At 67.4% G+C, this 25,943-nt stretch carries 18 protein-coding genes, 2 tRNA genes, 2 rRNA genes and 1 pseudogene; 19 read left to right on the forward strand and 4 right to left on the reverse strand.

All coding sequences use genetic code 11. The features are described from left to right. The first annotated feature begins 85 nt into the window (after nucleotides 1-85). Nucleotides 86-1,474 carry a DNA repair protein RadA gene (gene radA / locus STHE_RS02440; RefSeq protein ID WP_012870982.1) on the forward strand — a complete coding sequence of 463 codons (1,389 nt, stop codon included), beginning with the start codon at nucleotides 86-88 and terminating at the stop codon, nucleotides 1,472-1,474. Between the two features lie 40 nt (nucleotides 1,475-1,514). Here radA and murG read toward each other — a convergent pair whose 3' ends face one another. Next, nucleotides 1,515-2,648, reverse strand: coding sequence for an undecaprenyldiphospho-muramoylpentapeptide beta-N-acetylglucosaminyltransferase (gene murG, locus STHE_RS02445; RefSeq protein ID WP_245534873.1), 1,134 nt, complete (start codon nucleotides 2,646-2,648; stop codon nucleotides 1,515-1,517). A 213-nt stretch (nucleotides 2,649-2,861) separates the two neighbouring features. On the opposite strand from murG, the gene STHE_RS02450 reads away from it, so the two are divergent. From STHE_RS02450 to STHE_RS02475, 7 genes and pseudogenes are all read left to right on the forward strand, one after another. Next, nucleotides 2,862-3,254, forward strand: a complete 393-nt coding sequence (locus STHE_RS02450; protein ID WP_012870984.1) for a TraR/DksA family transcriptional regulator — start codon at nucleotides 2,862-2,864, stop codon at nucleotides 3,252-3,254. Beyond that, on the forward strand, nucleotides 3,251-3,829 hold the full coding sequence (gene lspA / locus STHE_RS02455; protein WP_012870985.1) for a signal peptidase II: 579 nt from the start codon (nucleotides 3,251-3,253) through the stop codon (nucleotides 3,827-3,829). The genes STHE_RS02450 and lspA overlap by 4 nt, the downstream gene beginning before the upstream one ends. A gap of 146 nt (nucleotides 3,830-3,975) precedes the next feature. Beyond that, nucleotides 3,976-4,902: an RluA family pseudouridine synthase gene (locus tag STHE_RS02460; protein ID WP_041398738.1), complete on the forward strand. Its 927-nt coding sequence runs from the start codon at nucleotides 3,976-3,978 to the stop codon at nucleotides 4,900-4,902. A 2-nt stretch (nucleotides 4,903-4,904) separates the two neighbouring features. Then, the gene (locus STHE_RS02465) at nucleotides 4,905-6,224 is read left to right on the forward strand and encodes a glycerate kinase type-2 family protein (protein ID WP_012870987.1); all 1,320 of its coding nucleotides are present in this window, start codon (nucleotides 4,905-4,907) and stop codon (nucleotides 6,222-6,224) included. Between the two features lie 122 nt (nucleotides 6,225-6,346). After that, nucleotides 6,347-6,550 carry a hypothetical protein gene (locus STHE_RS02470; protein ID WP_012870988.1) on the forward strand — a complete coding sequence of 68 codons (204 nt, stop codon included), beginning with the start codon at nucleotides 6,347-6,349 and terminating at the stop codon, nucleotides 6,548-6,550. Nucleotides 6,551-6,700: 150 nt separating this feature from the next. Next, nucleotides 6,701-6,928 (forward strand): annotated as a pseudogene (locus STHE_RS19635) (DUF7718 family protein); the annotation flags it as partial. 10 nt (nucleotides 6,929-6,938) lie between these two features. Then, the gene (locus STHE_RS02475; RefSeq protein ID WP_012870990.1) at nucleotides 6,939-7,172 is read left to right on the forward strand and encodes a DUF5647 family protein; all 234 of its coding nucleotides are present in this window, start codon (nucleotides 6,939-6,941) and stop codon (nucleotides 7,170-7,172) included. A gap of 91 nt (nucleotides 7,173-7,263) precedes the next feature. Here the strand turns inward: STHE_RS02475 and STHE_RS02480 are convergent, their stop codons facing one another. Continuing rightward, nucleotides 7,264-8,889 carry a TolB family protein gene (locus STHE_RS02480; protein WP_012870991.1) on the reverse strand — a complete coding sequence of 542 codons (1,626 nt, stop codon included), beginning with the start codon at nucleotides 8,887-8,889 and terminating at the stop codon, nucleotides 7,264-7,266. Nucleotides 8,890-9,022: 133 nt separating this feature from the next. Between STHE_RS02480 and STHE_RS18680 the strand changes: the two genes are divergently transcribed. From STHE_RS18680 to STHE_RS02495, 3 genes are all read left to right on the forward strand, one after another. Then, nucleotides 9,023-10,735: a thiamine pyrophosphate-binding protein gene (locus tag STHE_RS18680; protein ID WP_012870992.1), complete on the forward strand. Its 1,713-nt coding sequence runs from the start codon at nucleotides 9,023-9,025 to the stop codon at nucleotides 10,733-10,735. Next, complete coding sequence (locus STHE_RS02490; RefSeq protein ID WP_012870993.1) at nucleotides 10,732-11,667, forward strand: nucleoside hydrolase; 936 nt, start codon at nucleotides 10,732-10,734, stop codon at nucleotides 11,665-11,667. Before STHE_RS18680 ends, STHE_RS02490 begins: the two co-directional genes overlap by 4 nt. A 104-nt stretch (nucleotides 11,668-11,771) precedes the next feature. Further along, nucleotides 11,772-12,362, forward strand: a complete 591-nt coding sequence (locus tag STHE_RS02495; protein ID WP_012870994.1) for a hypothetical protein — start codon at nucleotides 11,772-11,774, stop codon at nucleotides 12,360-12,362. Between the two features lie 11 nt (nucleotides 12,363-12,373). Here the strand turns inward: STHE_RS02495 and STHE_RS02500 are convergent, their stop codons facing one another. Continuing rightward, entirely contained in the window at nucleotides 12,374-13,354 is a 981-nt protein-coding gene (locus STHE_RS02500; RefSeq protein ID WP_041398740.1) for a polyprenyl synthetase family protein, read from the reverse strand. Between the two features lie 321 nt (nucleotides 13,355-13,675). Here STHE_RS02500 and STHE_RS02505 point away from each other — a divergent pair, with 321 nt between their 5' ends. The 4 genes from STHE_RS02505 to lon all read left to right on the forward strand — a co-directional run bounded on the left by STHE_RS02505 (nucleotide 13,676) and on the right by lon (nucleotide 19,601). After that, entirely contained in the window at nucleotides 13,676-15,427 is a 1,752-nt protein-coding gene (locus STHE_RS02505; protein ID WP_012870996.1) for a putative glycoside hydrolase, read from the forward strand. Between the two features lie 48 nt (nucleotides 15,428-15,475). Beyond that, nucleotides 15,476-16,399 carry a decaprenyl-phosphate phosphoribosyltransferase gene (locus tag STHE_RS02510; protein WP_012870997.1) on the forward strand — a complete coding sequence of 308 codons (924 nt, stop codon included), beginning with the start codon at nucleotides 15,476-15,478 and terminating at the stop codon, nucleotides 16,397-16,399. Between the two features lie 220 nt (nucleotides 16,400-16,619). After that, complete coding sequence (locus STHE_RS02515; RefSeq protein ID WP_012870998.1) at nucleotides 16,620-17,081, forward strand: Hsp20/alpha crystallin family protein; 462 nt, start codon at nucleotides 16,620-16,622, stop codon at nucleotides 17,079-17,081. Between the two features lie 6 nt (nucleotides 17,082-17,087). Beyond that, nucleotides 17,088-19,601, forward strand: coding sequence for an endopeptidase La (gene lon, locus STHE_RS02520; protein WP_012870999.1), 2,514 nt, complete (start codon nucleotides 17,088-17,090; stop codon nucleotides 19,599-19,601). 83 nt (nucleotides 19,602-19,684) lie between these two features. Here lon and STHE_RS02525 read toward each other — a convergent pair whose 3' ends face one another. Then, nucleotides 19,685-20,437 carry a gamma-glutamyl-gamma-aminobutyrate hydrolase family protein gene (locus STHE_RS02525; protein ID WP_012871000.1) on the reverse strand — a complete coding sequence of 251 codons (753 nt, stop codon included), beginning with the start codon at nucleotides 20,435-20,437 and terminating at the stop codon, nucleotides 19,685-19,687. Nucleotides 20,438-20,872: 435 nt separating this feature from the next. Between STHE_RS02525 and STHE_RS02530 the strand changes: the two genes are divergently transcribed. The 4 genes from STHE_RS02530 to STHE_RS02545 all read left to right on the forward strand — a co-directional run bounded on the left by STHE_RS02530 (nucleotide 20,873) and on the right by STHE_RS02545 (nucleotide 25,881). Beyond that, nucleotides 20,873-22,381, forward strand: a 16S ribosomal RNA gene (locus STHE_RS02530). 247 nt (nucleotides 22,382-22,628) lie between these two features. Next, a tRNA-Ile gene (locus STHE_RS02535) sits at nucleotides 22,629-22,702 on the forward strand. Nucleotides 22,703-22,721: 19 nt separating this feature from the next. Continuing rightward, nucleotides 22,722-22,794, forward strand: a tRNA-Ala gene (locus STHE_RS02540). Between the two features lie 111 nt (nucleotides 22,795-22,905). Then, nucleotides 22,906-25,881: ribosomal RNA gene (locus STHE_RS02545) — 23S ribosomal RNA — on the forward strand. Together the 16S and 23S rRNA genes with 2 tRNA genes alongside form the textbook arrangement of a ribosomal RNA operon. Nucleotides 25,882-25,943 lie beyond the last annotated feature (62 nt).

Consider the following 25,943-nt stretch of genomic DNA (forward strand, 5'->3'; position numbering starts at 1 on the left):
CCCGGTGGCTCTCTCACTTAACCGCACGCTTGCCCGGCCTGATACAATACGAACGTATGTTCGCTGTGGCGCTGGAGTGCGAGCGATGAGCAAGGCGCGGACGAAGTTCGTCTGTCAGAACTGCGGGATGGAGACCCCGGCGTACTACGGGCGCTGCCCGCAGTGCGGGACATGGGGGAGCATGGTCGAGACGGTCGAAGCGCGCGGCCCGGCGCGGGAGCGGCGGGAGCGCGGCATGCCCGCCACCCGGCCAGCGCGGCTATCCGAGGTGACCAGCGCCGAGGAGCGCCGCAAGGTCGTCCCCATCGGGGAGTTCAACCGGGTTCTGGGCGGCGGCCTCGTCCCCGGCTCGCTCGTGCTCCTCGGCGGGGACCCAGGCGTCGGCAAGAGCACGCTGCTCCTGCAGGTGGCCGGGCTGCTGGCACCGTCCGCCGGGCCGGTGGTGTACGTGTCGGCCGAGGAATCGACCCAGCAGATCAAGCTGCGCGCGGACCGGCTCGGGATCACCGCCGATGATCTCTACCTCCTCTCGGAAACGAACCTGGAGGCGGCTCTGGATGCCGTCGACCCGGTGAAGCCGGGCCTGCTCATCGTCGACTCGATCCAGACGGTCTACCTGGATGACCTGACATCCGCTGCCGGCAGCGTCAGCCAGGTGCGGGAGTGCACCGCTCGCCTGATGCAGTACGCCAAGCCGCGGCACCTGCCGGTCTTTATCGTGGGCCACGTGACCAAGGAGGGCGCCATCGCCGGGCCGCGCGTGCTGGAGCATATGGTCGATGCGGTGCTCTACCTGGAGGGCGAGCGTTACCACCAATATCGGGTGCTGCGAGCGGTGAAGAACCGGTTCGGGTCGACCGACGAGGTCGGCGTCTTCGCTATGACCGGCGACGGTATGCAGGAGGTGGCCAATCCCTCGGAGGCGTTCCTCCAGGAGCGCTCCCCGGATACGCACGGCTCGGCGGTCGGCGTCACGCTGGAGGGGACGCGGCCGATCCTGGTTGAGGTCCAGGCGCTGACGAGCAACAGCGCGTTCGGCCTGCCGCGCCGCACGGCGAACGGCTTCGACAACAACCGCTTGCAGATGCTGGTGGCCGTGCTGAGCAAGCGGGTCGGCCTGGGGCTCGGGAGTCAGGACATCTACGTCAACATCGTGGGCGGGCTGCGCATCGCAGAGCCTGCCGCCGATCTGGCCGTGGTCACGGCGATCGCGTCAAGTTATCGGGAGCGCCCGGTCGATCCCAACACGGTGGTGATCGGCGAGGTCGGGTTGTCCGGGGAACTGCGCAGCGTGAACCAGATCGAGCGACGGCTGAACGAGGCGTCCAAGCTGGGGTTCGCGCGGGCGGTGGTCCCGGCGCCGGGCGGCCGGAGGCAGTTGCCCAAAGTGTCGGGTATCGAGGTGATCCCGGCTGCGAGCGCCGCCGAGGCGATCGAGATGGCGCTGGTGCACGGGCCGGTAGGCGGATCTTAGTACGTGCCGGCGGGCCGTAAGAAGCCGGTACGGCAGGTGCTTAGGTCCGCGCGTACTCCGGGACAGGACGACCAGCCAGGTCCAGGATAGCGTCGGCGAGGCGCTCCGCGGCGTCGGCGTGCCCGTGAGCACGGGCCCGTTCGCTCATCCGCGCGCGACGCGCAGGGTCGTCCAGCAAGCTCCGCACCTCGGCGACGAGCCGCTCCGGCGTGAGTTCCGACTGGGGGAGGAGGACCGCCGCCCCGTCGTCCGCGAGGACGCGGGCGTTGCGCGTCTGCTCGTCGCCGCCCGCTCCGGGCAGGGGGATGAGGATGGCCGGCTTCCCCAGCGTCGCGATCTCGGCGACCGTCCCTGCCCCCGCGCGACTGACGACCGCCGTTGCCGCGGCGTAGATCCCCGGGAGTTCATCCCCAATCCGCTCGACCACCGCATAGCGTGCTTGCAGATCCTGCGGGAGCGCCGCTCGCGCCGCGAGCAGGCGCGGGTAGTCGCCGTTGGCTTCCGCGGGACCGCACTGGTGCAGCACCTGGGTTAGGGGCAAAAGATCGGGGAGAGCCGCGCGGACTGCGTTGTTGATCGCCTGGGCGCCGAGCGCTCCGCCGGTGACGTAGATCAGCGGCGCGGCCGGGTCGAAGCCGAAGGCGTCGCGGACGGTCTCCGGATCTCCGTCGAGGAGACTGGGGCGGATCGGGTTGCCGGTGACCACGGTGCGGGCGCGGCTGCCCGCAACCATGGCGGCGCTGCTGTCGTAGGTCAGGGCGAGCACGTTGCAGAAGCGGGCGTTGATCCGGTTGGCCAGGCCCACGATAGCTGTCTGCTCGTGACTGAGGCTGGGGATGCCCAACACGCGCGCAGCGACGACGGTGGGGACGCTGACGAACCCGCCGGTGGCGAAAACCACGTCGGGCCGGACGCGCCGCAAGATGCGCAGCGCTGCGAGCACCCCGAGGGGCACGCGCACGGCATCGACCGCGGTGCGGAGCGACAGGTAGCGGCGTAGCTTCCCTGTAGGGATCGCCTGGAAGGGGACACCCGCGCGATGCGCGGCCTCGGCCTCGATGCCGCCGGTGGAGCCGATCCAGAGCGGCTCGATCGGGAGGCGTCGACGCAGGACCTCGAGCGTGGCGACAGCGGGCTGGACATGCCCGCCGGTCCCGCCGCCTGCAATGACCACCTTAAGCACTCTTGATCCCACGGTTTCCCTCGCGTCGCTGTGGCACCGGACGTGCTCAGAGCCCGAGTATCTTAGCCTGGCCGAGGGGGCGGTGCCAGCGGACGGGACCGCGTCCCGCCCGTCAAGAGGGCCTGTGCTACAATTGCGGCGCACCAGGCAGCGGTGCCACCGCTTCCGAGGGCGCGGCCGCGTTGAGGGAGGGTGGTGCGCGACATGGTGATGACGGACGAGCAACTCGAGGCCATAAGAGCCCGTCTTCAGCAGGCGCTGGCGGAGACAACGGCCGAGATCTCCGAGATTGACGAACAGGTACGGTCATTCGGCGCCGGCGAGCAGGATGCCTCGTACGGCGTCGACAATCATATTGGGGACCAGGCCGACGTCGTCTATGAGCAGGAGCGCCTCCTCTCGGTGCGGGACCGTCTGGCCGATCGCAAGGTGCTCATCGAGCGGGCGATCACGAAGATGGACCAGGGCGAGTACGGCTACTGTGAGAACTGCAAGCGCCCGATCCCACCCGATCGGCTGGAGGCCTTGCCCTTCGCACGCTACTGCATCGACTGCCAGGCAGACATGGATCGCCGCCAGGGGGGCGGTTGGCGATGACGGGTGAGGCCGGTCCGGCCCGCGGGCGTTGGGGCCTGTTCCTGACTGCCGGGGTCGCGGCGGTGATCATCGCGCTCGATCAGGTGACCAAGGCAGCGATCGTCGCGACAATCGGGCCGGACGCTGACCGAAACGTCATCTGGGTCATGCCTCCGGTGCTTCGCTTCCTCTATGTGCGGAACACCGGCGTGGCCTTCGGGGCCTTCCAGGGCGCCGGAGAGATCCTGATCCTCCTGGCGGTCGGCGTTGTCCTGCTGCTGGCAGTCGCCTTCTGGCGGATGATCCGCGAGAGCCCATGGCTTTCCCTGGCGCTCGGCCTCCAGTTTGGCGGGGCGATCGGGAACATCATCGACCGGCTCCGCTACGGGTACGTCGTCGACTTCATCGACGTGCCCAACTTCCCGACGTTCAACGTCGCGGACAGCGCCATCACCGTCGGCGTCATCCTGCTCGGCATCTATCTGCTTCGGACTGAGTTGGCGACGGCGCCGCAGAGTCCGATCGAACCCCCGCAGGCAGGCGTCAGCGGGAGCGACGAGGGTGGGTCCGGCTCTGCCCGGCCCCCATCCGGCTGATACCGCAGCCAGTCTTTCCTGTTCTATGGCATGCGCGGTTGCAGCGCATGTCATGCCTGTGCCGTCTTGGGCGAGCGGCGCCACTGACCCGCCTGGTACGATGCGACGTGAGACGAGAGATAGGTTCGTGTGTGGGTGAAGCATTGATGGAGGATGCGGTCAGGATCGTGCTGGATGTGGCGGCCGAGGAGGACGGAGAGCGACTCGACCGGCTGATTGCCGCCCGGGTGGCGGAGATCAGCCGTAGCTACGCGCAGTCGCTCGTCAAGGCCGGGGATGTGTACGTCAACGGAGAGCCGGCCCGGCCGGCGCGCCGCATCCACGAGGGCGACACCATCGAGATCCTCCTCCCGCCGGTCCCCGAGCCGGACGATCTGACCCCCGAGTACATCCCGGTTCCTGTGATCTACGAGGACGACGACGTCATCATCTTCGACAAGCCCGCGGGCCTGGTGACCCACCCGGCACCGGGGCACGAGCACGGCACGCTCGTCAACGTCGTGAAGGCGCTGCGCCCGGACGTCCCGCTCCTGATGGGTGGGAAGCGGCCCGGGATCGTACACCGCCTGGACAAGGACACCTCGGGCCTGATCGTCGTCGCGAAGAATGAGGAGGCGCGACGTTATCTGGTCCAGCAGTGGCAGCAGCGCGATGTCGTCAAGCGCTACATCGCCCTGGTCCATGGGGTGATCCGCGAGAACGAAGGCACGATCGACGCGCCGATCAGCCGCGACCCGCGCAACCGCAAGCGGATGGCGGTCGTGCCCAACGGCCGCCCTGCCGTGACCCACTTCCGCGTGCTGGAGCGGTTCCGCGACGCCACCCTCCTGAACGTCCAGATCGAGACGGGACGCACGCACCAGATCCGGGTGCATATGCTCTTCATCGGCCACCCGATCGTCGGCGATCAGATGTACGGCAAGCGCCCGTTCCGCATCCCCATCGCCCGCCAGTTCCTGCACGCGAGCTACCTGAAGTTCAGCCTGCCCGAGAGCGGCCGGCCCATCGAGGTCGAGACGGCGCTTCCCGCCGACCTGCGGGAGGTACTCGAGCGTCTGCGAGCCGAGGGTTAGCGATGGACCTGGAGCGCGCGCGGGCGGATGTCCTGGCCATCTTCCGCGCGGCGCTGCGCCGGGTTGACCCGGAGGCGCTGGTGCGGGATGCCCTGGTCCTGGATGGGGATGCCATCGTCGTCCGGGGAACCCGCTACCCCCTCGCGCCGGATACCCGGCTGATCGTCGTGGCGATCGGGAAGGCGGCGGTCGGGATGGCGCGGGGCGCCACGGCGGCGCTCGGCGCGCGGATCGACCGCGGCATCGCCGTGACGAAGGCGCTCCCCGGCGAGGAGCTGCCGCGAAGTGTCGGCCCGATCGTGGTGGTGGCCGGCAGCCACCCGGTGCCGGATCAGGCGAGCGTGGCGGCCGGGCGGCGGGTGCTGGAGACGGTAGCCGGGTTGCGTCCGGATGACCTCGTGCTGGCACTCATCTCCGGCGGCGGCTCGGCGCTGGTTGAAGCGCCTGCCGACGGCGTAACCCTGGAGGACATTGCGCGCACCACGGACCTCCTGCTCCGCGCGGGCGCAGACATCGGAACCCTCAACTCCGTGCGCCGGCCGCTGAGCCGCATCAAAGGGGGCAGACTGGCCGCCGCAATTTCCCCGGCGCGGGTGGTCAACCTGATCGTCTCCGACGTGCTGGGCAATCCCCTGCCGGTGATTGCAAGCGGTCCGACCATCCCTGCTGATCCGGGTCTGGACCCGGTCGCGCTCGCGCGCGGACTCGGCGCCTGGGACCACCTGCCCGAGCCGGTACGCCGAGCGTTGACCCACGCGCCGCGGCAGAGCACCGGGAGCGGAGACAACGTCGTCGAGACCATCATCCTGGCCGACGCCGCTGCAGCAGCGCAGGCCGCGGCCGAGGGCGCGCGTGAGCGGGGTTACCACGCCGCGGTACTCGGCACCCGGTTCGCGGGCGAGGCTCGTGAGTTCGCCCGCTTCTGGGCGGAACTGGCCCGCTACATCCGCGCTGGAGATGGTCCCTTTCGGCCACCCGTCTGCCTGATCGGCGCCGGGGAAATGACGGTGACGGTCCGCGGCGATGGCCGGGGTGGGCGGAACACCGAGATGGCGCTCGCCGCGGCGCTGGCCATCGATGGGCTGCCCGGCGTGGTGATCGCCAGCCTGGCGACGGACGGCGACGACGGGTTGTCCGGCGCGGCGGGTGGGATGGTTGACGGCGTCACCGCCGCGCGCATCCGCGACGCCGGGCTCGACCCCGTCGCGCTCCTTGCCGCCAACGACAGCGCCCGCGCGCTGGCCGCTGCGGGCGGGCTGATCCAGACTGGCAGTACCGGAACGAACGTCAACGACCTCTACCTGGCACTCCTCCCTGGCTGACAGCTTTGTAGGGACACGTGCTCGCGGCCCGCGGCGTGCGGTCGTGATCTTGTCCCAACCTGCTCCGCTCGCGGGCGCCGCGACCCCGCGGGTGTGCCAGGAACTGAGAAAGCATATCCGCCATGGTGGGCAGCAGCTGGCTCATCGCCGACGCGGTGATCATCGGCATTTTCCTGCTGTTGATCGGGATTGTGTGGCTGGCATGCGCCCGGCGCGCCGGAGGGCGCCTTCCCCCAGGGGCCGATCTCGTTCCCGGCGCGCTGATCGGCCTGCTCCTCCTGGCGTTTGCGTTGTTGATGCTCTGGTCCATGCCGGCGATGGGGTGAGGAGTGAACGTGCTCCAGCGGTCTAGTGTGTTTCCCACAGTGCGCGGATTCGCTGGCGTGCTCGCTTTCAGGCACGGAGCACCATGCTCTTTTCAGATCGCTTTCGGTAGCTATACTCCTAGTGTCATGGGCAACTAGGAGTTTTTTGCGCCGCTGAGCGAGCATGATCGACTACGGTACCGCATTGTCACGGAGCGGGGCGATGTGGTCGATTTCGTTGTCCAGTATGAGACCTTGGTTGGTGATGAATACCGTCCCGTAGTGCGCTATGATGGTAGTCACGGCCACGGACACCGCGACTCAGCCTCAAGGACGCGCTCGGAGAAGCAAGACGTGACTTGCAATTGCATTGGCGTCAGTACCGCGACCGCTTCCTGAGGGGGCTTTCATGAGCAGCACCTTCGTGGACCGCAACATCCGGCTCGGGTTCCAGTTGGCGCGCGATATCGTGGACGATCCGTCACTGCTCGATGAGATCCCCGACGGGGCTACCGTCGTTCTGATCCCGGACGATGACGCCGAGTTGGCCGCGGCTAATCTGCGCCAGGGAATTGCTGCGTTCCGCGCGGGTGCGAATGTGTACCTGCGTCACATGCGTGCGACGACCGCTCGGGAAGACTAGTACGTTCACCGCTACGCTACACCGGTCCGGCGAAGGATCCCGTACGTTGACGTAATCGCCAGGTCTCGCTGGAAGAGCTACCAACGCGTGCCTACTCCAGGAGGCCGGTGGTGTCGATGGGTGGGCGGGGGAGCCAGCCGAGGCGCTGGAGGGCTTCACGGCCGAGCAGGCCGAGCATTACCTTGTCGTCCTCGGACGTGGCGTCGGGGTTGAACTCGAAGCGGGCGCGCTCGAAGTACTGCACGGTGCGCCCGTTCTCCGTGAACTCCTCACTGATTGGAAACCCGAAGATGGCGAGCCCGCCGTGCTTCTCCCAGAACTCCTTGAAGCCGTAGGCGATGGTGTGGCCGGTCTCGGGGAAGTAGCGGCGCTCGGCGCTGTCCTCAGTGGGCGGAACGGCCGGGAAGTCACGGTCGGCGGTGAGGTCCGCGCCGAGGCGCGCCAGGGAGATGCGGGCATCTTCGGGGGCGTTCGGGTCGTACTCCATCTTGACCCGCTCGAAGTACTGAACGATGCGCTCCTGGCCCGTTGCCGGGTTGGTCTCGGTGAACTCTTCGGTGAGTGGGTAGCCGAAGAGCGCCGGGCCGCCGTGTGCCTGCCAGTAGCTCTTGAACCCAGAAGACATAAAGTGCCGCGTCTCCTGCACGTAGACGTTCTCGGGCGAGGGGACGGCGGGCGGATCGCGGGGATCGGTGGGGAGCCGCTCGACCAGCGCCAGGGCCTGTACCCGGCTGCGGCTCATGTTGCTACGACTGAACCAGGCGATCGCGCGCGTCGAAACGGCCGGTGCGTATGCCTGCTGCGAGCGCGCGACGGCGAAGGTCTGGTCATGGGCGATGTCGTAGGCGTAGATGTCGGGCAGGCCGGTGCGCCAGTCCTCCCAGACCACCACGTCGCCGGCTATGGTTCCCTGCATCACCATGTGATCGGAGACGACGACCTGTTCCGCCCCGGTGCCCAGGTCGCGCAGAACGAGCGAGGGTGGGCCGCCGCGGGCGGGCAGGCGGCGGAAGAGGACGCGGCTGCCCGCCACTACCGGTTCAACCTCATCATCCGGAGTGGCGGTGAGTTGCTCCACGCGTTGGCTGCCGAGGTCGTAGCGGAACAGATCCCAGTTCCCGTCGACGTAGGCCTGCCAGATGATGGCCGCGCCGGAGATGGTGGGATGCGCCTGGTTCACCGGGTCACGGGTGACCTCGAATCGTTCCCCGGTGGCAAGGTTCTTTCCGACGATATCCCAGGCGCCGTCGCGTCGCTCCCGCCAGATGACAACGTTGCCGGACACGGCCGGATCGGCCACGTCGGCCGGTTGGTCGGTGACCGTGAAGGTGGTGCGGGTGGTCAGGTCGATGCCCTCGATGGTGCGCCGGCCGGGCTCATCGCCGCTGACCCAGACGATCAGCGAGCCGCTGATGGCGGGCTGGGTTCGGTGGCCCGGGGTCTGCGCCACTCGGAACTCCCGGGCGTCGTCGAGGTCGTAGGCGAAGATGTCGGGTGTGCCGTCGCGGCTGTCCTGCCAGACGATGAGCGACCCATCGGCGACGAGGCCGCGCTGATCGGCGCCGATGGCAGAGGTCATGGCGGGCTCAAGGCGGTAGGGGAGCTCAGCCGCGCGCGCCGGAGGGCCGGCTGCCGGGACGAGTGCGGCGCAGATCACCAGAGTGGTCGTCAGCAGCAGTGCGGCAACGCGCCGAATGGCGCGACATCCCTTCCCCATGCGCGGCAGTATAGCAAAGGGCCGGAAAGCGCTGTCTCAGGCGCGCGATGGTGCTATAGTCCGTACTACGAACCATCCCGAGTTGAAACGGGGGTCCACCCCTGAGCCGGCGCGGAAACGCGAGGAGGACACCATGAACGCGGCGGAAGCCATCGTTCGAATGCTGGTAGAGACGGGTGTGCGCCATATCTTTGGCCTCCCGGGCGACACCAGCATGGACTTCTACGACGCACTCTATCGGCACCAGGACGTGCTGACCCATGTGTTGACGCGCGACGAGCGCTCTGCTGCCTTCATGGCCGACGCCTACGCCCGTGTCAGTGGCCGCCTCGGGGTGGTCGAGAGTCCCAGCGGTGGCGGTGCGACCTATGTGCTCCCCGGCATCGCCGAGGCGCACGGGTCCTCCTCTCCCCTCCTGAGCCTGACCACCGACGTGCCGATCGCCGAGGAGGGGCGGGGCGTCCTGACCGAGCTGGATCAGGAGTCGCTCTTCCGCCCGGTGACCAAGTGGGCGACGCGGATCAAGACCTCGGGCAGCGCGCCGGAGGTGCTGCGCCGGGCGCTTCGCATGGCGACGGCGGGCCGGCCGGGCGCGGTGTCGGTGGTGATGCCGGCCGATGTGCTCCGCGGGCCGGTCGACGAGGAGAACGTGTATGGCCTACCGGAGGCGCTGGAGGCGCCCAGCAAGCGGACACGGCCCGACCCCGAGGCGATCACGCGTGCCGCGGACCTGATCGCCCAGGCACGCCGACCGGTGATCGTGGCCGGTGGCGGGGTGCGCATCTCGGGTGCATGGGATGAGCTGACCGCTCTGGCCGAGGCCTGCAACATCCCGGTGGGCACCTCGATCAACGGTAAGGGAAGCGTGCCGGAGACCAGCCCGATCAGCCTGGGCGTCGTCGGCGGCAATGGCGCGCGCCCTTACGCCAACGAGGTCCTGGCCGAGACGGACCTCGCGATCTTCATCGGCACCCGTACCGATTCGGTGACGACGCTGAACTGGACGCTCCCGCGCCCAGGCGGGCCGACGGTGATCCACATCGACGTTGACCCCTGGCAGCCGGGCAACAACTACCCGACGGTGCTCGGGATCGTCGCGGACGCGAAGCTGGCGCTGCGCGACCTGCGCGATGCGGTCGACCTGAAGGACCCGAAGATCGCCGAGCGCCGCGCCTGGCTGGACGAGATCGCCGCGCGCAAGGACGCGTACTTCGCCGAGGCGGCGGCCAAGGCCGCTGCCACGTCCCGCCCGATCAAGCCGCAGCGGGTGTTCGCCGCGCTGCGCCGCCTCTTGGACCCGGAGACGGTCATCGTGGCCGATCCGGGAACGCCGACGCCCTTCCTGAGTGCCGAGTACCCCCTGGCTCAGGCCGGACGCTGGACGGTTGTCCCGCGCGCGCACGGCGGGCTTGGCTTCGCCATCCCGGCGGTGGTTGGGGCCTACTTCGGCGCGCCCGGCAAGCGGGTGGTCGGGCTGTGCGGCGATGGGAGTTTCGGGATGTCGTGCGGGGAGCTAGAGACGATCTCGCGCCTTGGGCTCCCGATCACACTCATCCAGTTCAACAACGGCTCGTTCGGCTGGATCAAGGAGTTGCAGCACCTGTACCACGGGGACCGCTTCCTGTCGGTCGACTTCAACCCGGTGGACTACGCGGCGATCGCGCGGGGCTTCGGGTTCCGTGCCGAGCAGGTGGTCGACCCGGAGGAGGTCGAGCCGGCCATCGCGCGGGCGCTGGACTCCGGGCAGCCGGCCTTCGTCGACATCGTGTCCGAGTCGCCGTTGACGGAGACGCCCCCGGTGGCTGCCTGGCAGGCGGCTGAGGCGGCGCGACAGGTGGCGCGATGAGCACGTCAGCGCGCATTCCGCTGTTGCTGGACGTCGACACCGGGGTTGACGACGCCATCGCGATCGCGCTGGCGCTGCGGCTGGGCGTCTTCGACCTGGTCGGCGTCACGACCGTAGCCGGCAACGTCGAGCTGGAGCGGACGACCGAAAACACCCGTCGCGTGCTCGCCTGGCTCGGTGCGGCCGATGTCCCCGTCGCCCGGGGGATGAGCCGTCCGCTAGTGCGTCCGCTCCGCACGGCAGCCGCGTTCCACGGCGAGAACGGCCTCGGCGGCTTCGAGCCGCCGCCCTCCCCGGCCGCGACCTATCCGGAGACCGCTCCCGAGTTCATGGTCCGCACCGCGCGGGAGCGGCCCGGGGAGGTGACCTTCGTCTGCGTCGGTCCGCTGACGAACCTGGCCGTGGCGCTTGGCCTGGAGCCGGATCTGCCCCGGCTCGTGCGTCGGGTGGTCATCATGGGTGGTGCCTACACGGTCCCGGGAAACTCGACGCCAGCCGCGGAGTTTAATATGTATGCAGATCCGGAGGCCGGGGATCTGGTAGCCCGGAGCGGCCTGCCGATCACGTTCATTGGCCTGGACGTGACTCACCAGGTGGTGCTGCGGCGGGATGAGTGGGAGGCGCTCGAGGTGGCGAGCGACCCGGCGGCGCGGCTCGTGCGTGAGGTGTGCGTCCACAGCTTCGTCGTCCGGGGCATCGAACGCTTCCACCTGCATGACCCGCTGGCGGTCGCGGTGGCGGCACGCCCGGGGCTGGTCGACGTGCGAGAGTCCGGGGTCGAGGTCGTAACGGGCCTGGGCGAGCGAGCCGGAGAAACCTTGCTCGTCGACCGGCCGGGGCTCCCGCGGCACGCCGTGGCACTCGGGGTGGACGCCGACGCGTTCGGCGCGCTCTTCCGTTCGACGCTCGGGCTGGACGGCACGCCAGGTTGACGGAGCATTGACCGAGGTCTGTGGGCGGATCGGGGACTCCCGCGACCTCGGCAGGCGTTAAGGGTCGCGTTATCGGACAAGCAGGCGTGCAGGAGGGTACGCCAGTGGTTGATGAGATGGGGTTGCAAGAGCGGATTCCTCTGCAGGACCTGGATCTCTTGAACCGCCTGAGCCAGTACTTTGACAGTCTGGATCAGCACCTCCGGGCTGGGCACGGCTGGTTCATCTTCAACGCGACCGGCGCGCGCGGCGCGCGTATCGCTTCCTTCATCGCGAACCGGCTGCGCGACTACATGCCGATGGCCACGGTCTACTTCGTGCCCTGGCGGGACTTCTCGCTGAACGCCTACATGGTGGCGGTCGAGCTGGAGAGCCTGCGCCCGCAGGAGGGCCAGCTCGAAGGGAAGGTGAAGAAGGAGTTCGACATCGCGACCCGCGTGTCGCGGGACGCCATGGTGCGGATGGTCGCTGCTGACCTCCTCATCGTCAGCGGGATGCGGCCGGAGCACCGCCACGAGGTGATCTTCCTCGACGAGACGGTCGCCCGCCGCTACGACCAGCGGCTGTCGACGATCCTGCTGACACCGTACCGCGCGGACGCGCTCGCGGAAGCGTACGAAGAGGTCGTGCCGCAGTCGCCCTTCTGGGAGCGGCTCTACACCCGGATGTACGAGCGCAGCTTCATCGCGGCCTGAGCGGCGCGGGGCTAGCTCGTGCGGGAGAGGGAGTGGTCGGCCAGGACCTCGAGCATGTCGCGCCCTTCTCCGGCTGGGATGGCCCGGAGTTCTTCCTTGGCGTTGCGGACATACTCCGCGGCGATCTCCAGCGCGTGCTCCAGGGCCCCGGACTCGCGGATCACCGCGGTGGCGGTGGCGTAGTCCTCGTCGGTCGCGTCATGGCCGCCGACCACGCGCCGGACGAGTTCGGCGTGGCGCCCGTTGCCCCGGTTGAGCTGGAAGAAGAGCATGGTCGGCAGGGTGATGGTGCCCTGTCGCAGGTCGAGCCCGGCCGGCTTGCCGATCTGGTCGGTGGATTCGCGCAGGTCGAGCACGTCGTCGACAATCTGGAACGCCATGCCGAGGTGCCCGCCGAACCGGCGCAGCGCGTCGATCTGCTCGTCGTTGGCCTCGCCCAGGATGGCACCCATCTCGGCCGAGCCGGCGAAGAGTGAGGCGGTCTTGCCGAAGATCCGCTTGCGGTAGTCGTCGATGCTCTGCTGGAGCTCGCGGGCGGTGAAGATCTCACGGAGCTGACCGTCGCAGATGTGAGCCAGGCTGGAGGCGAAGACCTGCACCACGCGCGGGTTCTGGGTGGCCGCCGCCATCATGGCCGACCGCGCGAAGATATAGTCGCCGAGCAGGATGACTGTCTCGGTGTTGAAGAGGGAGTTGAGTGTCGGTCGCCCACGCCGGAGCATGGCCTTATCGACGGTGTCGTCGTGGATCAATGAGGCGGTGTGGAGCAACTCCACGCCGACCGCAGCCGGGAGGAGCCGCTCGAACACATAGTTGAAGGGACGTGCGGCGAGCAGGAGGAGCAGCGGGCGCAGGCGCTTCCCGCCAGCTTCGATCAGACCCTGCAGGATCTCGCCGACGAAAGGGAAATCAACACGTACTTCCTCACGGAGCCGGTCTTCCACCCGAGCCACATCGGCCCGCATGACCGACAACACATCGGAGAGATCCAACGGCGGCCAACCTATCACTGGTCACGAGCGCGCGGGCCTCTCCCCCTCAACCGGCCCGCACCTTCGGCGGATTATACGGGTCGACGATGCGTCGGGTCAATCGTTGCCGACTGCGGATCGCCGAATCACGGCTAGCGCGGGCAGGCGAGTATGGCATACTGTGCCAGCACCGCATGGGGAACACGTCGTGCGGCCTGTTGTTGCGGACGAAGAAGCAAACCGCTCGCCCGTTGCGGCGCCATCGTCAGGCGATGAGGGGTGACGAGCGTCGGAGAGCGTGGCGCCGCGCGACGGGCCCGACCGGAAGGGGGACGGCAAGCATTGCCTCGGCGGCGACGACGATGGGATCGAGTCAGTTGGTGGTACAGTCTTATCCTGGTCGTGCCACTGGTCGGGTTCTCGAGCGTCTTCGCCTACCAACACTTCATTGAGGGGCGTGGGTACACCGTCTCGGTCGTGGATGCCTACACCGACGAGCCGGTGGCGGACGCGCGCGTCATCGTTGGAACGTCCGAGACCCAAACGGATTCGCGCGGCCGCTCTCGAGTGCCGAAAGATGCCGTCGAGATCCGCATCGAGAAGGACGGCTACGACCCGCAGGCACTCGTGCTCCCCGTCGCGGGTGACGACGATATCCGCGTCGCCCTGCGCCCCAACGTGGTTCAAGGGATGATCCGGCACGCCGGGGATGATCGGCCACTGGCCGGTATCACCGTCGAGGCGCACGCGCCGCCCGGCACGGTGGTCGCCACGACCACGACCGGCGAGGACGGCAGTTTTGTCCTCCGAGACGTGCCGGAGGGCGCCTCGCTCGTCGTAACCTCCGCGGACTACAGCGACGTCACCATGGAGATCGGGCGGCAGACCTCCTTCGAGCTGGCCCTCCGGCCGGATGTCGTGACTGGCCGCGTGACCGACACCGACGGGCAGCCGATCCCGGGCGCGCGGGTTGCGATTGGCACGGCGCAGGCGACGGCGGGAGATGACGGCCAGTTCCGCCTGGAGGGTGCCCCCGAGTCGGGTGACGTGGTCGTCAAGGCGCCGGGATACCGCGCGGCGATCGTGCCGTTGGACGCCAGCATGCGTATTGAGGCGCAGCTCGAGCCGTTCCAGGCGAAGGCGATCTATGTGACCGCCGACGTGGCGGCCGATCCGGCGCAGTTCCAGGAGAAGATCGACCTGATCAAGCGCACCGAGTTGAACGCGATGGTGGTGGACTTGAAGGACAGCACGGGCTCGGTCTTCTACGACACCGAGGTATCGCTGGCCCATGAGATCGGGGCTGTCCGGCCGATCCTCGACCCGAAGGCCGTCGTCGAGGCGCTGCATGCCAACGATATCTACGCCATCGCGCGCATCGTCGTATTTGAGGACCCGATCCTGGCCGAGCAGCGGCCGGAATGGGCGATCCATAGCTCGGATGGAGGCCTCTGGCGCACCTGGAACGGGCTGGCGTGGGTCAACGCGCACCGCAAGGAAGTGTGGGACTACGACACGGCGCTGGCGCTGGAGGCGGCGCGGCTCGGCTTCGATGAGATCCAGCTCGACTACATCCGCTTCCCGAGTGACGGGCCGCTGGACGAGGCCGAGTACGGGGTGGAGCACAACACCGAGACGCGCATGGCCGCCATCCGGGACTTCCTCACTGGCGTGCGCGATGCGCTGGCGCCGACGCCGGCGTACTTCGCGGTCGATGTCTTCGGCCTGACCTACTGGGAGCTGAGCGACGGCGGCATCGGGCAGAATCTGGAGACGATCGCCCCGCTGGTTGATTACATCTGCCCCATGGTTTACCCGTCGCACTTCTACGAAGGCTCGATGGGTTTCGACATTCCGAACGACCATCCGTATGAAGTGATCCTGTGGAGTCTGGAGAACGGCGCCGAGCGCGTGCCGGAGGAGGCTCGCAAGTTCCGGCCGTGGCTGCAAGACTTCTCCTATGGGCCTGGGATCGAGTACGGGGACAACGAGGTGCGCGCGCAGATCCAGGCCTCCGAAGACTTCGGCAGTTCCGGCTGGATGCTCTGGAACGCCGCCAGTGAGTACCACGAGGGCGCGCTGCGGAAGCCGTAGCCGTCGGCCCGTTGCCGCGTCCTCGCCACAGTCACGGAGGAGTGCGTCGTGGTTCGACCCAGCACGCCATCGGCCGACGCCATGTCCGCAGTCGCCTCGCGGCTGGGGGCACTGGTCGAGGCCATGCGGCCGAAGCAGTGGACGAAGAACGCGGTCGTCTTTGCGGCGCTGGTCTTTGACGGGCGGCTGTTCGAAGCCGATAAGTTCGCCGTCGTTGCGTTGGCTGCGTTCCTGTTCTGTTTGACCAGCAGCGCCGTCTACCTGTTCAACGACCTGCTCGACGCTGAGGCCGACCGCCATCACCCACTCAAGCAGAAGCGGCCGATCGCCTCCGGGCGACTCAGCCCGGGGCTGGCCAAGCTGGCGATCGCGGCGATCGCGCTGGTGGTGTTGCCGGTCGCGGCGCTGATCACGCCGCTCTTCGCCGGGATTCTGCTGATCTACGCCGTCCTGATGCTTGCCTACACCTTCGTGCTGAAGCACTGGGTGATCATCGACGTCTTCGTGATCGCCGGGGGATTCGTGCTGCGCGCGGCAGCCGGGGCCGTGGTGATCGATGTGCCCATCTCGCCCTGGCTCTACGTGTGCACGGTCTTGCTGTCGCTCTTCATCGGCTTTGCCAAGCGGCGGCATGAACTGGTGCTGCTGGACGACAACGCAGCGGCGCACCGGAAGATTCTGGACGACTACTCGCCCAAGCTGCTGGACGACCTGATCGCCGTCGTCTCGGCCGCGACCATCATGGCGTATTCGCTCTACACCTTCTCGGCGCCGAACCTGCCCGACAACCACGCGATGATGTTGACCATCCCCTTCGTGATCTACGGGATCTTCCGCTACCTCTTCCTGGTGCACCAGAAGAACCGCGGTGGGGCCCCGGAGCAGGTGCTGCTCGACGACGTCCCGCTGCTGCTGAGCATCGTCCTCTGGGGCATTACGGCCACCTTGATTCTGTATCAACCGTGGAATTGATATGGACTAAGTCAACTTCCCTATTCACGTTGTTGCAGAAGTCCTTCGTCCGTGTTATACTCGGGTGAATCCGGAAGCGGTCGCTCGTCCGGCGTCCGGCCCGCGTGAACTCGGTTCCTGCCCCTTCGGGGCGCGCCAGAGCGCGGGGGGCGGCCGAGGTATGGACTCGTGTTTGCGATGACATCAGCGGGGATCCAGTCGGAGTAGAGGACGGGCACTCATGTTGATCGTGCGTAGGCATGGTACCCGGGGCACGGAGCGGATCCAGCAGGAGATGGAAGAGGTCTTCCGCTCCCTGGTCATCAGCAGCCGTCCGCTGTCCCGCTCCCACGTCGGCGTCTGGCGACCGCCAGTCGAGGTGTACGAGTGCGACACCGCGCTGGTGGTGACGGTCGAGATCGCGGGCGTGCGCGAGGATGAGCTGCAGGTGGTGGTGGATGACACCGTCCTCCACATTACCGGGACGCGCCCAAACGTGGCGCCTCACTCCAAGCGCACCTACCACGAGATGGGAATCGCCTACGGACCCTTCGAGGCAGAGGTTTTCCTGCCGTTTCCTGTTGTGATCGACGAGGTCGATGCAGTCTATGAGAACGGGTTCTTGCGGGTGACCTTGCCTCGGGCGCAGGCGACACGCATCGTGCCGCGAGCCGGCGAGCCTGCGACTGACGGAGAGAGGTAACGCTGAATGGTCGAACGATTCCGAGACGAACAGGCATACGACCCGGTCGACGAGGTGCCTGAGGAGGAGCAGTCCGAGGAGCAGTCGACGTCACAGGTGCTGCCCATCCTCCCGCTGCGGGGCACGGTGGTCTTCCCGCTGACGCTCGTCCCTCTGGCGGCCGGCCAGCCTCGGTCGCTCCGCCTGATCGACGACGTCGTCTCGGGCGACCGCATCGTCGGCATGGTCTTGCAGAAGGATCCCGAGCAGGAGGGCGCCGGTCCCGGCGAGACGTATGAGATCGGGACCATCGCCAGCATCCACCAGATGATGCGCGTGCCCGACGGGACCGTCCGCCTGGCGGTCCAGGGGCAGCGCCGGATGCGGATCGTCGAGTGGCTCGGCGAGGAGCCGTATCTGACCGCACGGGTCGAGGAGATCCCGGAGGAGGTCGAGGATACGGTCGAGATCAAGGCGCTGGTGCGCAACTCTCAGGAGTTGTTCCAGCGGCTGGTTTCGCTTGTCTCTAACCTCCCGGAGGAACTCGTCACCGCGGCGCTGAACGTCGACGACCCGCTGCATCTGGTCTACCTGATCGCGAGCAACCTGCGGATGGAGGCCGAGGAGCGCCAGGCGCTGCTCGAACTCGATAGCGTCCGCGCGAAGCTCCAGCGGCTGAACGCCTTCATGAGCAAGGAGCTGGACCTGCTCGAGCTGGGCAAGAAGATCCAGAGCGAGGTCCAGGAAGAGGTCGGCAAGACCCAGCGCGAGTACTACCTGCGGGAGCAGCTCAAGGCGATCCAGCGGGAGCTGGGTGAGACCAACGAGCAGGAAGCCGAGATCAACGAGCTGCGGGCCAAGATCGACGAGGCCGGCATGCCCGAGGAGGCCGAGCGCGAGGCGCGGCGCGAGCTGGACCGCCTGTCGAAGCTGCCGCCGGCCGCGGCCGAGTACGGCGTGATCCGGACCTACCTCGACTGGCTCACCGCGCTGCCGTGGAACAAGAGCTCCGAGGAGGGGATCGACGTCGCCAAGGCGCGCCAGATCCTCGATGAGGACCACTACGATCTGGAGAAGATCAAGGAGCGGATCCTCGAGTACCTGGCGGTGCGGCGACTGCGCCAGGAGCGGGGGGTGGATGCCGAAGAGGACTCCCGCGAGCCGATCCTGTGCTTCGTCGGCCCGCCGGGCGTCGGGAAGACGAGTCTGGCCCAGTCGATCGCGCGTGCGCTCGGCCGGCGGTTCACCCGGATGTCGCTCGGCGGCGTGCGTGACGAGGCTGAGATCCGCGGTCACCGGCGGACCTACATCGGCGCGATGCCGGGGCGCATCATCCAGGCGATTCGGCGAGCCGGTACCAACGATCCCGTCTTCGTCCTGGACGAGATCGATAAGCTCGGGGCCGACTGGCGGGGTGACCCCTCCTCGGCGCTGCTGGAGGTGCTGGACCCGGAGCAGAACCACTCGTTCCGGGACCACTACCTGGACGTGCCCTTCGACCTGTCGAAGGTCATGTTCATCGCCACGGCGAACATGCTGGACACCATCCCGGCGCCGCTGCGCGACCGGATGGAGATCCTGCAGCTCTCCGGGTACACCGACGAGGAGAAGCTGAACATCGCCCGGAAGTATCTGGTGCCCAAGCAGCTCAAGCGGCACGCGCTGTCTCCGGACGAGGTGTCCATCTCGGACGAGGCGCTGCTGGAGATCATCCAGCACTACACCCGCGAGGCGGGCGTCCGGAACCTGGAGCGCGAGATCGCGAGCGTTGCGCGGAAGGTGGCCACGCGGCTCGCCGAGGGCCAGGAGATCCCGTCCACCATCGAGGCGGAGCACATTCGGGAGCTTCTGGGCAAGCGCCGGTTCTTCTACGAGGAGCTGAGCGAACGCACGTCAGTGCCGGGTGTGGCCATCGGGGTCGGTGTGACGCCGGTCGGCGGCGACATCATGTTCATCGAGGCATCCCGGATGCCGGGCCGCGGCAACCTGACGGTCACCGGGCAGCTCGGCGACGTCATGAAGGAGTCGTCGCAGGCTGCGCTCAGCCTGGTGCGGGCGCGGGCCAGCGACTTCGGGATCGACCCGGACTTCTTCAAGGAGAGCGATCTGCACGTCCATGTGCCGGCGGGCGCAATCCCCAAGGACGGGCCGTCGGCAGGCGTGGCGATGACGGTCGCGCTCGTCTCCCTCCTGACCGGTATCCCGGTGCGGGACGAGGTGGCGATGACGGGGGAGATCACCCTGCGCGGGCAGGTGCTGCCGGTCGGCGGCATCAAGGAGAAGGCGCTGGCGGCGGCTCGCGCCGGCATCACGACCTTCATCCTGCCGAAGCGCAACGAGCCCGACCTGGATGATCTGCCGCCGTCGCTGAAGGAGAACATGGAGTTCGTCCTGGTCGATAGCATCGACGAAGCCCTGCGGGTGGCGATGCCCGACGAGTTCAAGGTGCGTGTCTCCGAGGCACGGGCGGGCCGTGCGCCCGAGCGCGAGGTGCGCGAGGTGGCGGCCGCCAGCCAGTCGGGAGGGGACTCCACCTTCTAGGCAGAGTAACGCCGGCTACGACAGGATGCGGGCGGCACCATTGGTGCCGCCCGCATCGTCGTTTCCACGTCCGCGTGGCTCCGTCAGTCGGCGGCTGCCGTGGCCCGCCGGGCGACGGACGCCGCGGCGACCAGTGCCTGGAAGGGCCGGAGATGCTCCGGGTGGGCCTGGAACATCAACTCCGGATGCCACTGAAGCCCCAGTACCCACGCTGCGTCCGGACACCAGACCGCCTCGATGATCCCGTCCGGCGCCCGGCCGACGACCTGCAGGCGCGGGGCGATGTCTCGGACGGACTGGTGGTGGAAGGAGTTGACCTGCAACTCGGTGGTGCCGTAGACGGTGTCGAGCAACGACCCAGGCTCGGCGGTCACCGGGTGACTCGGCTCGCTGGCCGGGATCTTCTGGTCCGACTGGCGGTGCGCGATCGTCGTGCCGTGCTGGTCGGGGATGTCCTGAATCAGCGTGCCGCCCAGAGCGACGTTCAGAACCTGGCAGCCGCGGCAGATCCCGAGGATGGGGAGGCCGCGGCGCATGGCGCCGTCCACCAGGGCCAGTTCGAAGGTGTCGCGCAGGTCGTCGATCCCATCGACTGTGGGGTGAACGTCCCGGTCGCCGAACCGATCGGGTCGGATATCGCCTCCACCGCTGAGGAGCAGCCCGTCGATCACGTCCAGCAGCCGGTCGACCGGGCCGTCGACGGGTGCAAGGACGATCGGGGTGCCGCCGGCTGCGGCGACTGCCTGGACGTAGTCGGCCGCCAAGGAGATGCGGCGTCCGGGCCGGTCTTCGGTCCCGGGGACCATCGACGGGGTGATGCCAATGATCGGTTTCATGGTGCAGGGCGCTCCCTTCGCAGCACGGCAGGCCAGTCGGTGGGGGATTATCGAGCGCGCGGGCGGCGGGGTCAAGCGGGTAACGAGGGTGGCTGTGTCGGGTGGTCACGGCCGGGGGTTCACGAGTTGGACGCGATCGAGGCAATGTGCTATAGTATCCATGCCGCCGGGGAAAACGGCGGGAGCGCGAGACGGTCCCGTTGCCGAACGGACAAACGGAAGCGCGCTTGACACTGCAGTGTGGACGCGCTATACTGACCGTCGCGTTTCACGGGGGAGGGTTCCGTAGGCGCGAGCCTCGTGATGCGATCCCCCGAGCACCTTGACAACTGGAGCGTGATCGAGTGCCCTCGTGCGCGAGCGATATGCATCGCGCGACGAGTATGGGTCGGGCGAACCAGGCAATGACTATGACCCCGTAATGGGGATCGTATCTTGATGGAGAGTTTGATCCTGGCTCAGGAACAACGCTGGCGGCGTGCCTAATGCATGCAAGTCGTACGGGAGCCGCTTTGGCGGTCGACCGTGGCGGACGGGTGAGGAACACGTGGGTAACCTGCCCCGGCGCGGGGGATAACCGCGGGAAACCGTGGCTAATACCCCATGGGCTCGGTTGGGGGGTGGCCTGATCGAGCAAAGGCGGAAGCCGTGCCGGGAGGGGCCTGCGGCCTATCAGCTAGACGGTGGGGTAATGGCCTACCGTGGCGATGACGGGTAGCTGGTCTGAGAGGACGATCAGCCACACGGGGACTGAGACACGGCCCCGACTCCTACGGGAGGCAGCAGCAAGGAATTTTCCGCAATGGGCGCAAGCCTGACGGAGCGACGCCGCGTGGAGGATGACGCCCTTCGGGGTGTAAACTCCTTTTCGGGGGGACGAAGGCAGTGACGGTACCCCCGGAAGAAGCACCGGCTAACTACGTGCCAGCAGCCGCGGTAAGACGTAGGGTGCGAGCGTTGTCCGGAGTTACTGGGCGTAAAGGGCGCGTAGGCGGCTGCCCGCGTCGCACGTGAAAGCCCCCGGCTCAACCGGGGAGGGTCGTGCGAGACGGGGTGGCTAGAGGCAGGGAGAGGCTGGTGGAATTCCCGGTGTAGCGGTGAAATGCGTAGAGATCGGGAGGAACACCGGTGGCGAAGGCGGCCAGCTGGCCCTGACCTGACGCTGAGGCGCGAAGGCGCGGGGAGCGAACGGGATTAGATACCCCGGTAGTCCGCGCAGTAAACGCTGTGGACTAGGTGTGGGAGGTGTTGACCCCTTCCGTGCCGGCGCTAACGCAGTAAGTCCACCGCCTGGGGAGTACGGCCGCAAGGCTAAAACTCAAAGGAATTGACGGGGGCCCGCACAAGCAGCGGAGCGTGTGGTTTAATTCGACGCAACGCGCAGAACCTTACCAGGGCTTGACATCCCCGGAACCCCTGGGAAACCGGGGGGTGCCCTTCGGGGAGCCGGGAGACAGGTGCTGCATGGCTGTCGTCAGCTCGTGTCGTGAGATGTTGGGTTAAGTCCCGCAACGAGCGCAACCCTCGTGGCTAGTTACGGTGGTGTCTAGCCAGACTGCCGGGCACAACCCGGAGGAAGGGGGGGATGACGTCAAGTCCGCATGGCCCTGACGCCCTGGGCGACACACACGCTACAATGGCCGGGACAGCGGGCGGCCAAGCGGCAACGCGGAGCCAATCCCTCAAACCCGGTCTCAGTTCGGATTGGGGGCTGCAACTCGCCCCCATGAAGGCGGAGTTGCTAGTAACCGCAGGTCAGCCATACTGCGGTGAATATGTTCCCGGGCCTTGTACACACCGCCCGTCACGTCACGAAAGCCGGCAACACCTGAAGCCGGTGGGCCAACCCGATACGGGAGGCAGCCGTCGAGGGTGGGGCTGGTGATTGGGACGAAGTCGTAACAAGGTAGCCGTAGCGGAAGCTGCGGCTGGATCACCTCCTTTCTAGGGAGTGGGGCGAGCGCAGGCTCGTCCATCCCAGGTCAACCGGCCGGGGCGCCGGGTGGGCGTAGAGCGCACCCGACCGGCGTGGTGGCGCAGGAAGGGCCCTGCCTGTGGAGGCCGCGGAGTTGCGGCGGAGGGCAGACAACCCCCTGGACAAGCCGCACGACGGATGCCCGGTCGTTAACCTGGTCCGATCCGGTGCACTCGATCACGCTCCAGCGGTCAAGGTGCCGCAACAGCTACGGCCGGGCGTTTAGCTCAGTTGGTGAGAGCACACCCCTGATAAGGGTGAGGTCCCTGGTTCGAGTCCAGGAACGCCCACCGGCGGCGTCCACCAGATGGGGCTGTAGCTTAGCTGGGAGAGCGCCGCCCTTGCACGGCGGAGGTCAGGGGTTCGAATCCCCTCAGCTCCACCGGGCACCTTAACAAGGGAGTGGAGAGGTCCGAGCATCTGCGTGGGTTGATGGCCTTTGCGTCGTGCTGGTGTCCGCCGGGAGTGGCGGGCATGGAGCGGATGCAGAGGGGAGATCCACGAGTAGGGCACATGGTGGATGCCTCGGCGCGTGGGGCCGATGAAGGACGTGGCCAGGCGGCGAAACGCCTCGGGGAGCCGCGGGCAGGCAGTGATCCGAGGGTGTCCGAATGGGGCAACCCGTCCCGGGTGATGCCGGGACACCCGTCGCTGAACGCATAGGCGGCGGGGGGGTACCGGGGGAACTGAAACATCTCAGTACCCCGAGGAGCAGAGAGCATTCCCGTAGTAGCGGCGAGCGAACCGGGAGGAGCCCAAACCCGGCCGGTGGTACAGGCTGCCGCCGATGCTGGTCGGGGGTAGGACGGCCCGGGGGGCGGGGCGGCAGACCCGCCACGGAGTGAGCAACCAGTCCCTTAGCCGAACGCTGCTGGAAGGGGCGGCCGGAGACGGTGAGAGCCCGGTAGGCGACGGGGGGCTGGCTCCGCCCGGGTGCGTGAGTACCGCGGGGCACGTGGAATCCCGTGGGAAGCGGGGTGGCCCACCACCCAAGGCTAAATACCCCACGCGACCGATAGTGGACGAGTACCGTGAGGGACAGGTGAAAAGCACCCCGGTGAGGGGAGTGAAAGAGAGCCTGAAACCGTGTGCCTCCAGACGGTCAGAGGGGGGCGTGAGCTCCCTGATGGCGTGCCTATTGGAGAATGAACCGGCGAGTGACCGTTCGTGGCCAGGCTAAGGGAGGGACACCCGGAGCCGGAGCGAAAGCGAGTCTGAAGAGGGCGCGGAGAGTCGCGGGCGGTCGACCCGAAACCCGGTGAGCTACCCATGGCCAGGCTGAAGCGCGGGTAAGAGCGCGTGGAGGGCCGCACCGACGTCTGTTGCAAAAGGCGCGGATGAGCTGTGGGTAGGGGTGACATGCCAAGCGAACCGGGAGATAGCTGGTTCTCCCCGAAATGGTTTTTGGGCCAGCCTCGCGAGGTGGCCATCGGAGGTAGAGCACTGGATCGGCGCGGGGGCTCACCGCCTACCAACCCGAACCAAACTCCGAATGCCGGTGGCGCGAACTCGCGGGAGTGAGACGGCGGGGGCTAAGCTTCGTCGTCGAGAGGGGAACAGCCCAGACCGCCGGCTAAGGTCCCCAAGTGTGGGCTCAGTGGGCAAGGAAGTGCGGGCGCGGAGACAACCAGGAGGTTGGCTTAGAAGCAGCCATCCTTGAAAGAGTGCGTAACAGCTCACTGGTCGAGTGTGCCCGGGCGCCGACAATCCACCGGGGCTAAGCCCACCACCGAAGCCGCGGGTTCGTCGTGTGGACGGACGGTAGGGGAGCGTCGTCGTCGGCGGTGAAGGTAGGCCGGGAGGTCTGCTGGAGCGGCGACGAGTGAGAATGCCGGTATGAGTAGCGCGAGGGCGGTGCGAATCCGCCCCACCGAATGCCGCAGGGTTCCGCAGCCATGCTTGTCAGCTGCGGGTGAGTCGGGCCTAAGCCGAGGGCGAGAGCCGTAGGCGATGGACAACGGGTCAACATTCCCGTACCACGGTGTCACGTGATGAGCGAAGGGGGGACGCAGGGGGGTAGGCCCAGCGTGGGGAAACCCGCGTCCAAGCGTGTAGGGTGGCCTGGGAGGCAAATCCCCCGGGCTAGACCTGAGGCGTGATGGTCAGGCGCGTTGTGCGTCGAGTGGGTTGAGCCCGAACTGCCGAGAAAAGCCTCTAGCCAGTGGCACCGTGCCCGTACCGCAAACCGACACAGGTCGGCAGGTAGAGCATACCGAGGTGGACGGGAGAACCCTCGTTAAGGAACTCGGCAAACTGGCCCCGTAACTTCGGGAGAAGGGGCGCCCCGTGTAGGGTGAAGGACCTGCGCGGTCCGGAGCCTGAGGGGGCCGCAGGGAACCGGCCCAGGCGACTGTTTACCAAAAACACAGGTCTCTGCGAAGGCGAAAGCCGACGTATAGGGGCTGATGCCTGCCCAGTGCCGGAAGGTTAACGGGAGGGGTGCGAGCCCCGAACGGAAGCCCCGGTAAACGGCGGCCGTAACTATAACGGTCCTAAGGTAGCGAAATTCCTTGTCGGGTAAGTTCCGACCCGCACGAAAGGCATAACGACCTGGGCGCTGTCTCAACGAGGGACCCGGTGAAATTGCAGGACCCGTGCAGATGCGGGTGACCCACGGCAGGACAAAAAGACCCCGTGGAGCTTTACTCCAGCTTGCCATTGTGTGTGGGCCAGGCTTGTGTAGGATAGGTGGGAGGCGGAGAACCCGGGCCGCCAGGTTCGGGGGAGCCGACGGTGAAATACCACTCTGGTCTGGTCGACGCACTCACCCCGACCCGTGAGCCGGGCGGGGGACCGTGGCTGGTGGGGAGTTTGACTGGGGCGGTCGCCTCCTAAAGGGTAACGGAGGCGTTCAAAGGTACCCTCAGGCCGGATGGCAATCGGCCGGAGCGTGCAACGGCAGCAAGGGTGCTTGACTGCGAGGCTGACCCGCCGAGCAGGGCCGAAAGGCGGACGTAGTGATCCCACGGTACCGTGTGGTAGGGCCGTGGCTTAACGGATAAAAGCTACCCCGGGGATAACAGGCTGATCGTGCCCAAGAGTTCACATCGACGGCACGGTTTGGCACCTCGATGTCGGCTCGTCGCATCCTGGGGCCGGAGGAGGTCCCAAGGGTTGGGCTGTTCGCCCATGAAAGCGGTACGCGAGCTGGGTTCAGAACGTCGTGAGACAGTTCGGTCTCTATCCGCCGTGGGCGTCAGAAGGTTGCGGGGGGCTGGCCCTAGTACGAGAGGACCGGGCTGGACGCACCGCTGGTGTGCCAGTTGTCGGGCAACCGGCATTGCTGGGTAGCCACGTGCGGCAGGGATAACCGCTGACAGCATCTAAGTGGGAAGCCCGCCCCAAGATGAGCCTTCTCACCCCGGAAGGGGGTAAGACCCCGGGTAGACCACCCGGTTGCGAGGCGGCACGTGGACGGCCGGTAACGGACCGGAGCGAAGCCGTGCTCATGGTCGAGGGTGGATCCCGCTCTGGGTTCGTGGTCCGCCGCGGGTGGACACCGGCATGACCCAGAGGGCATCGCCGAGCAGG

Source organism: Sphaerobacter thermophilus DSM 20745 (assembly GCF_000024985.1).
GTDB lineage: Bacteria > Chloroflexota > Chloroflexia > Thermomicrobiales > Thermomicrobiaceae > Sphaerobacter > Sphaerobacter thermophilus.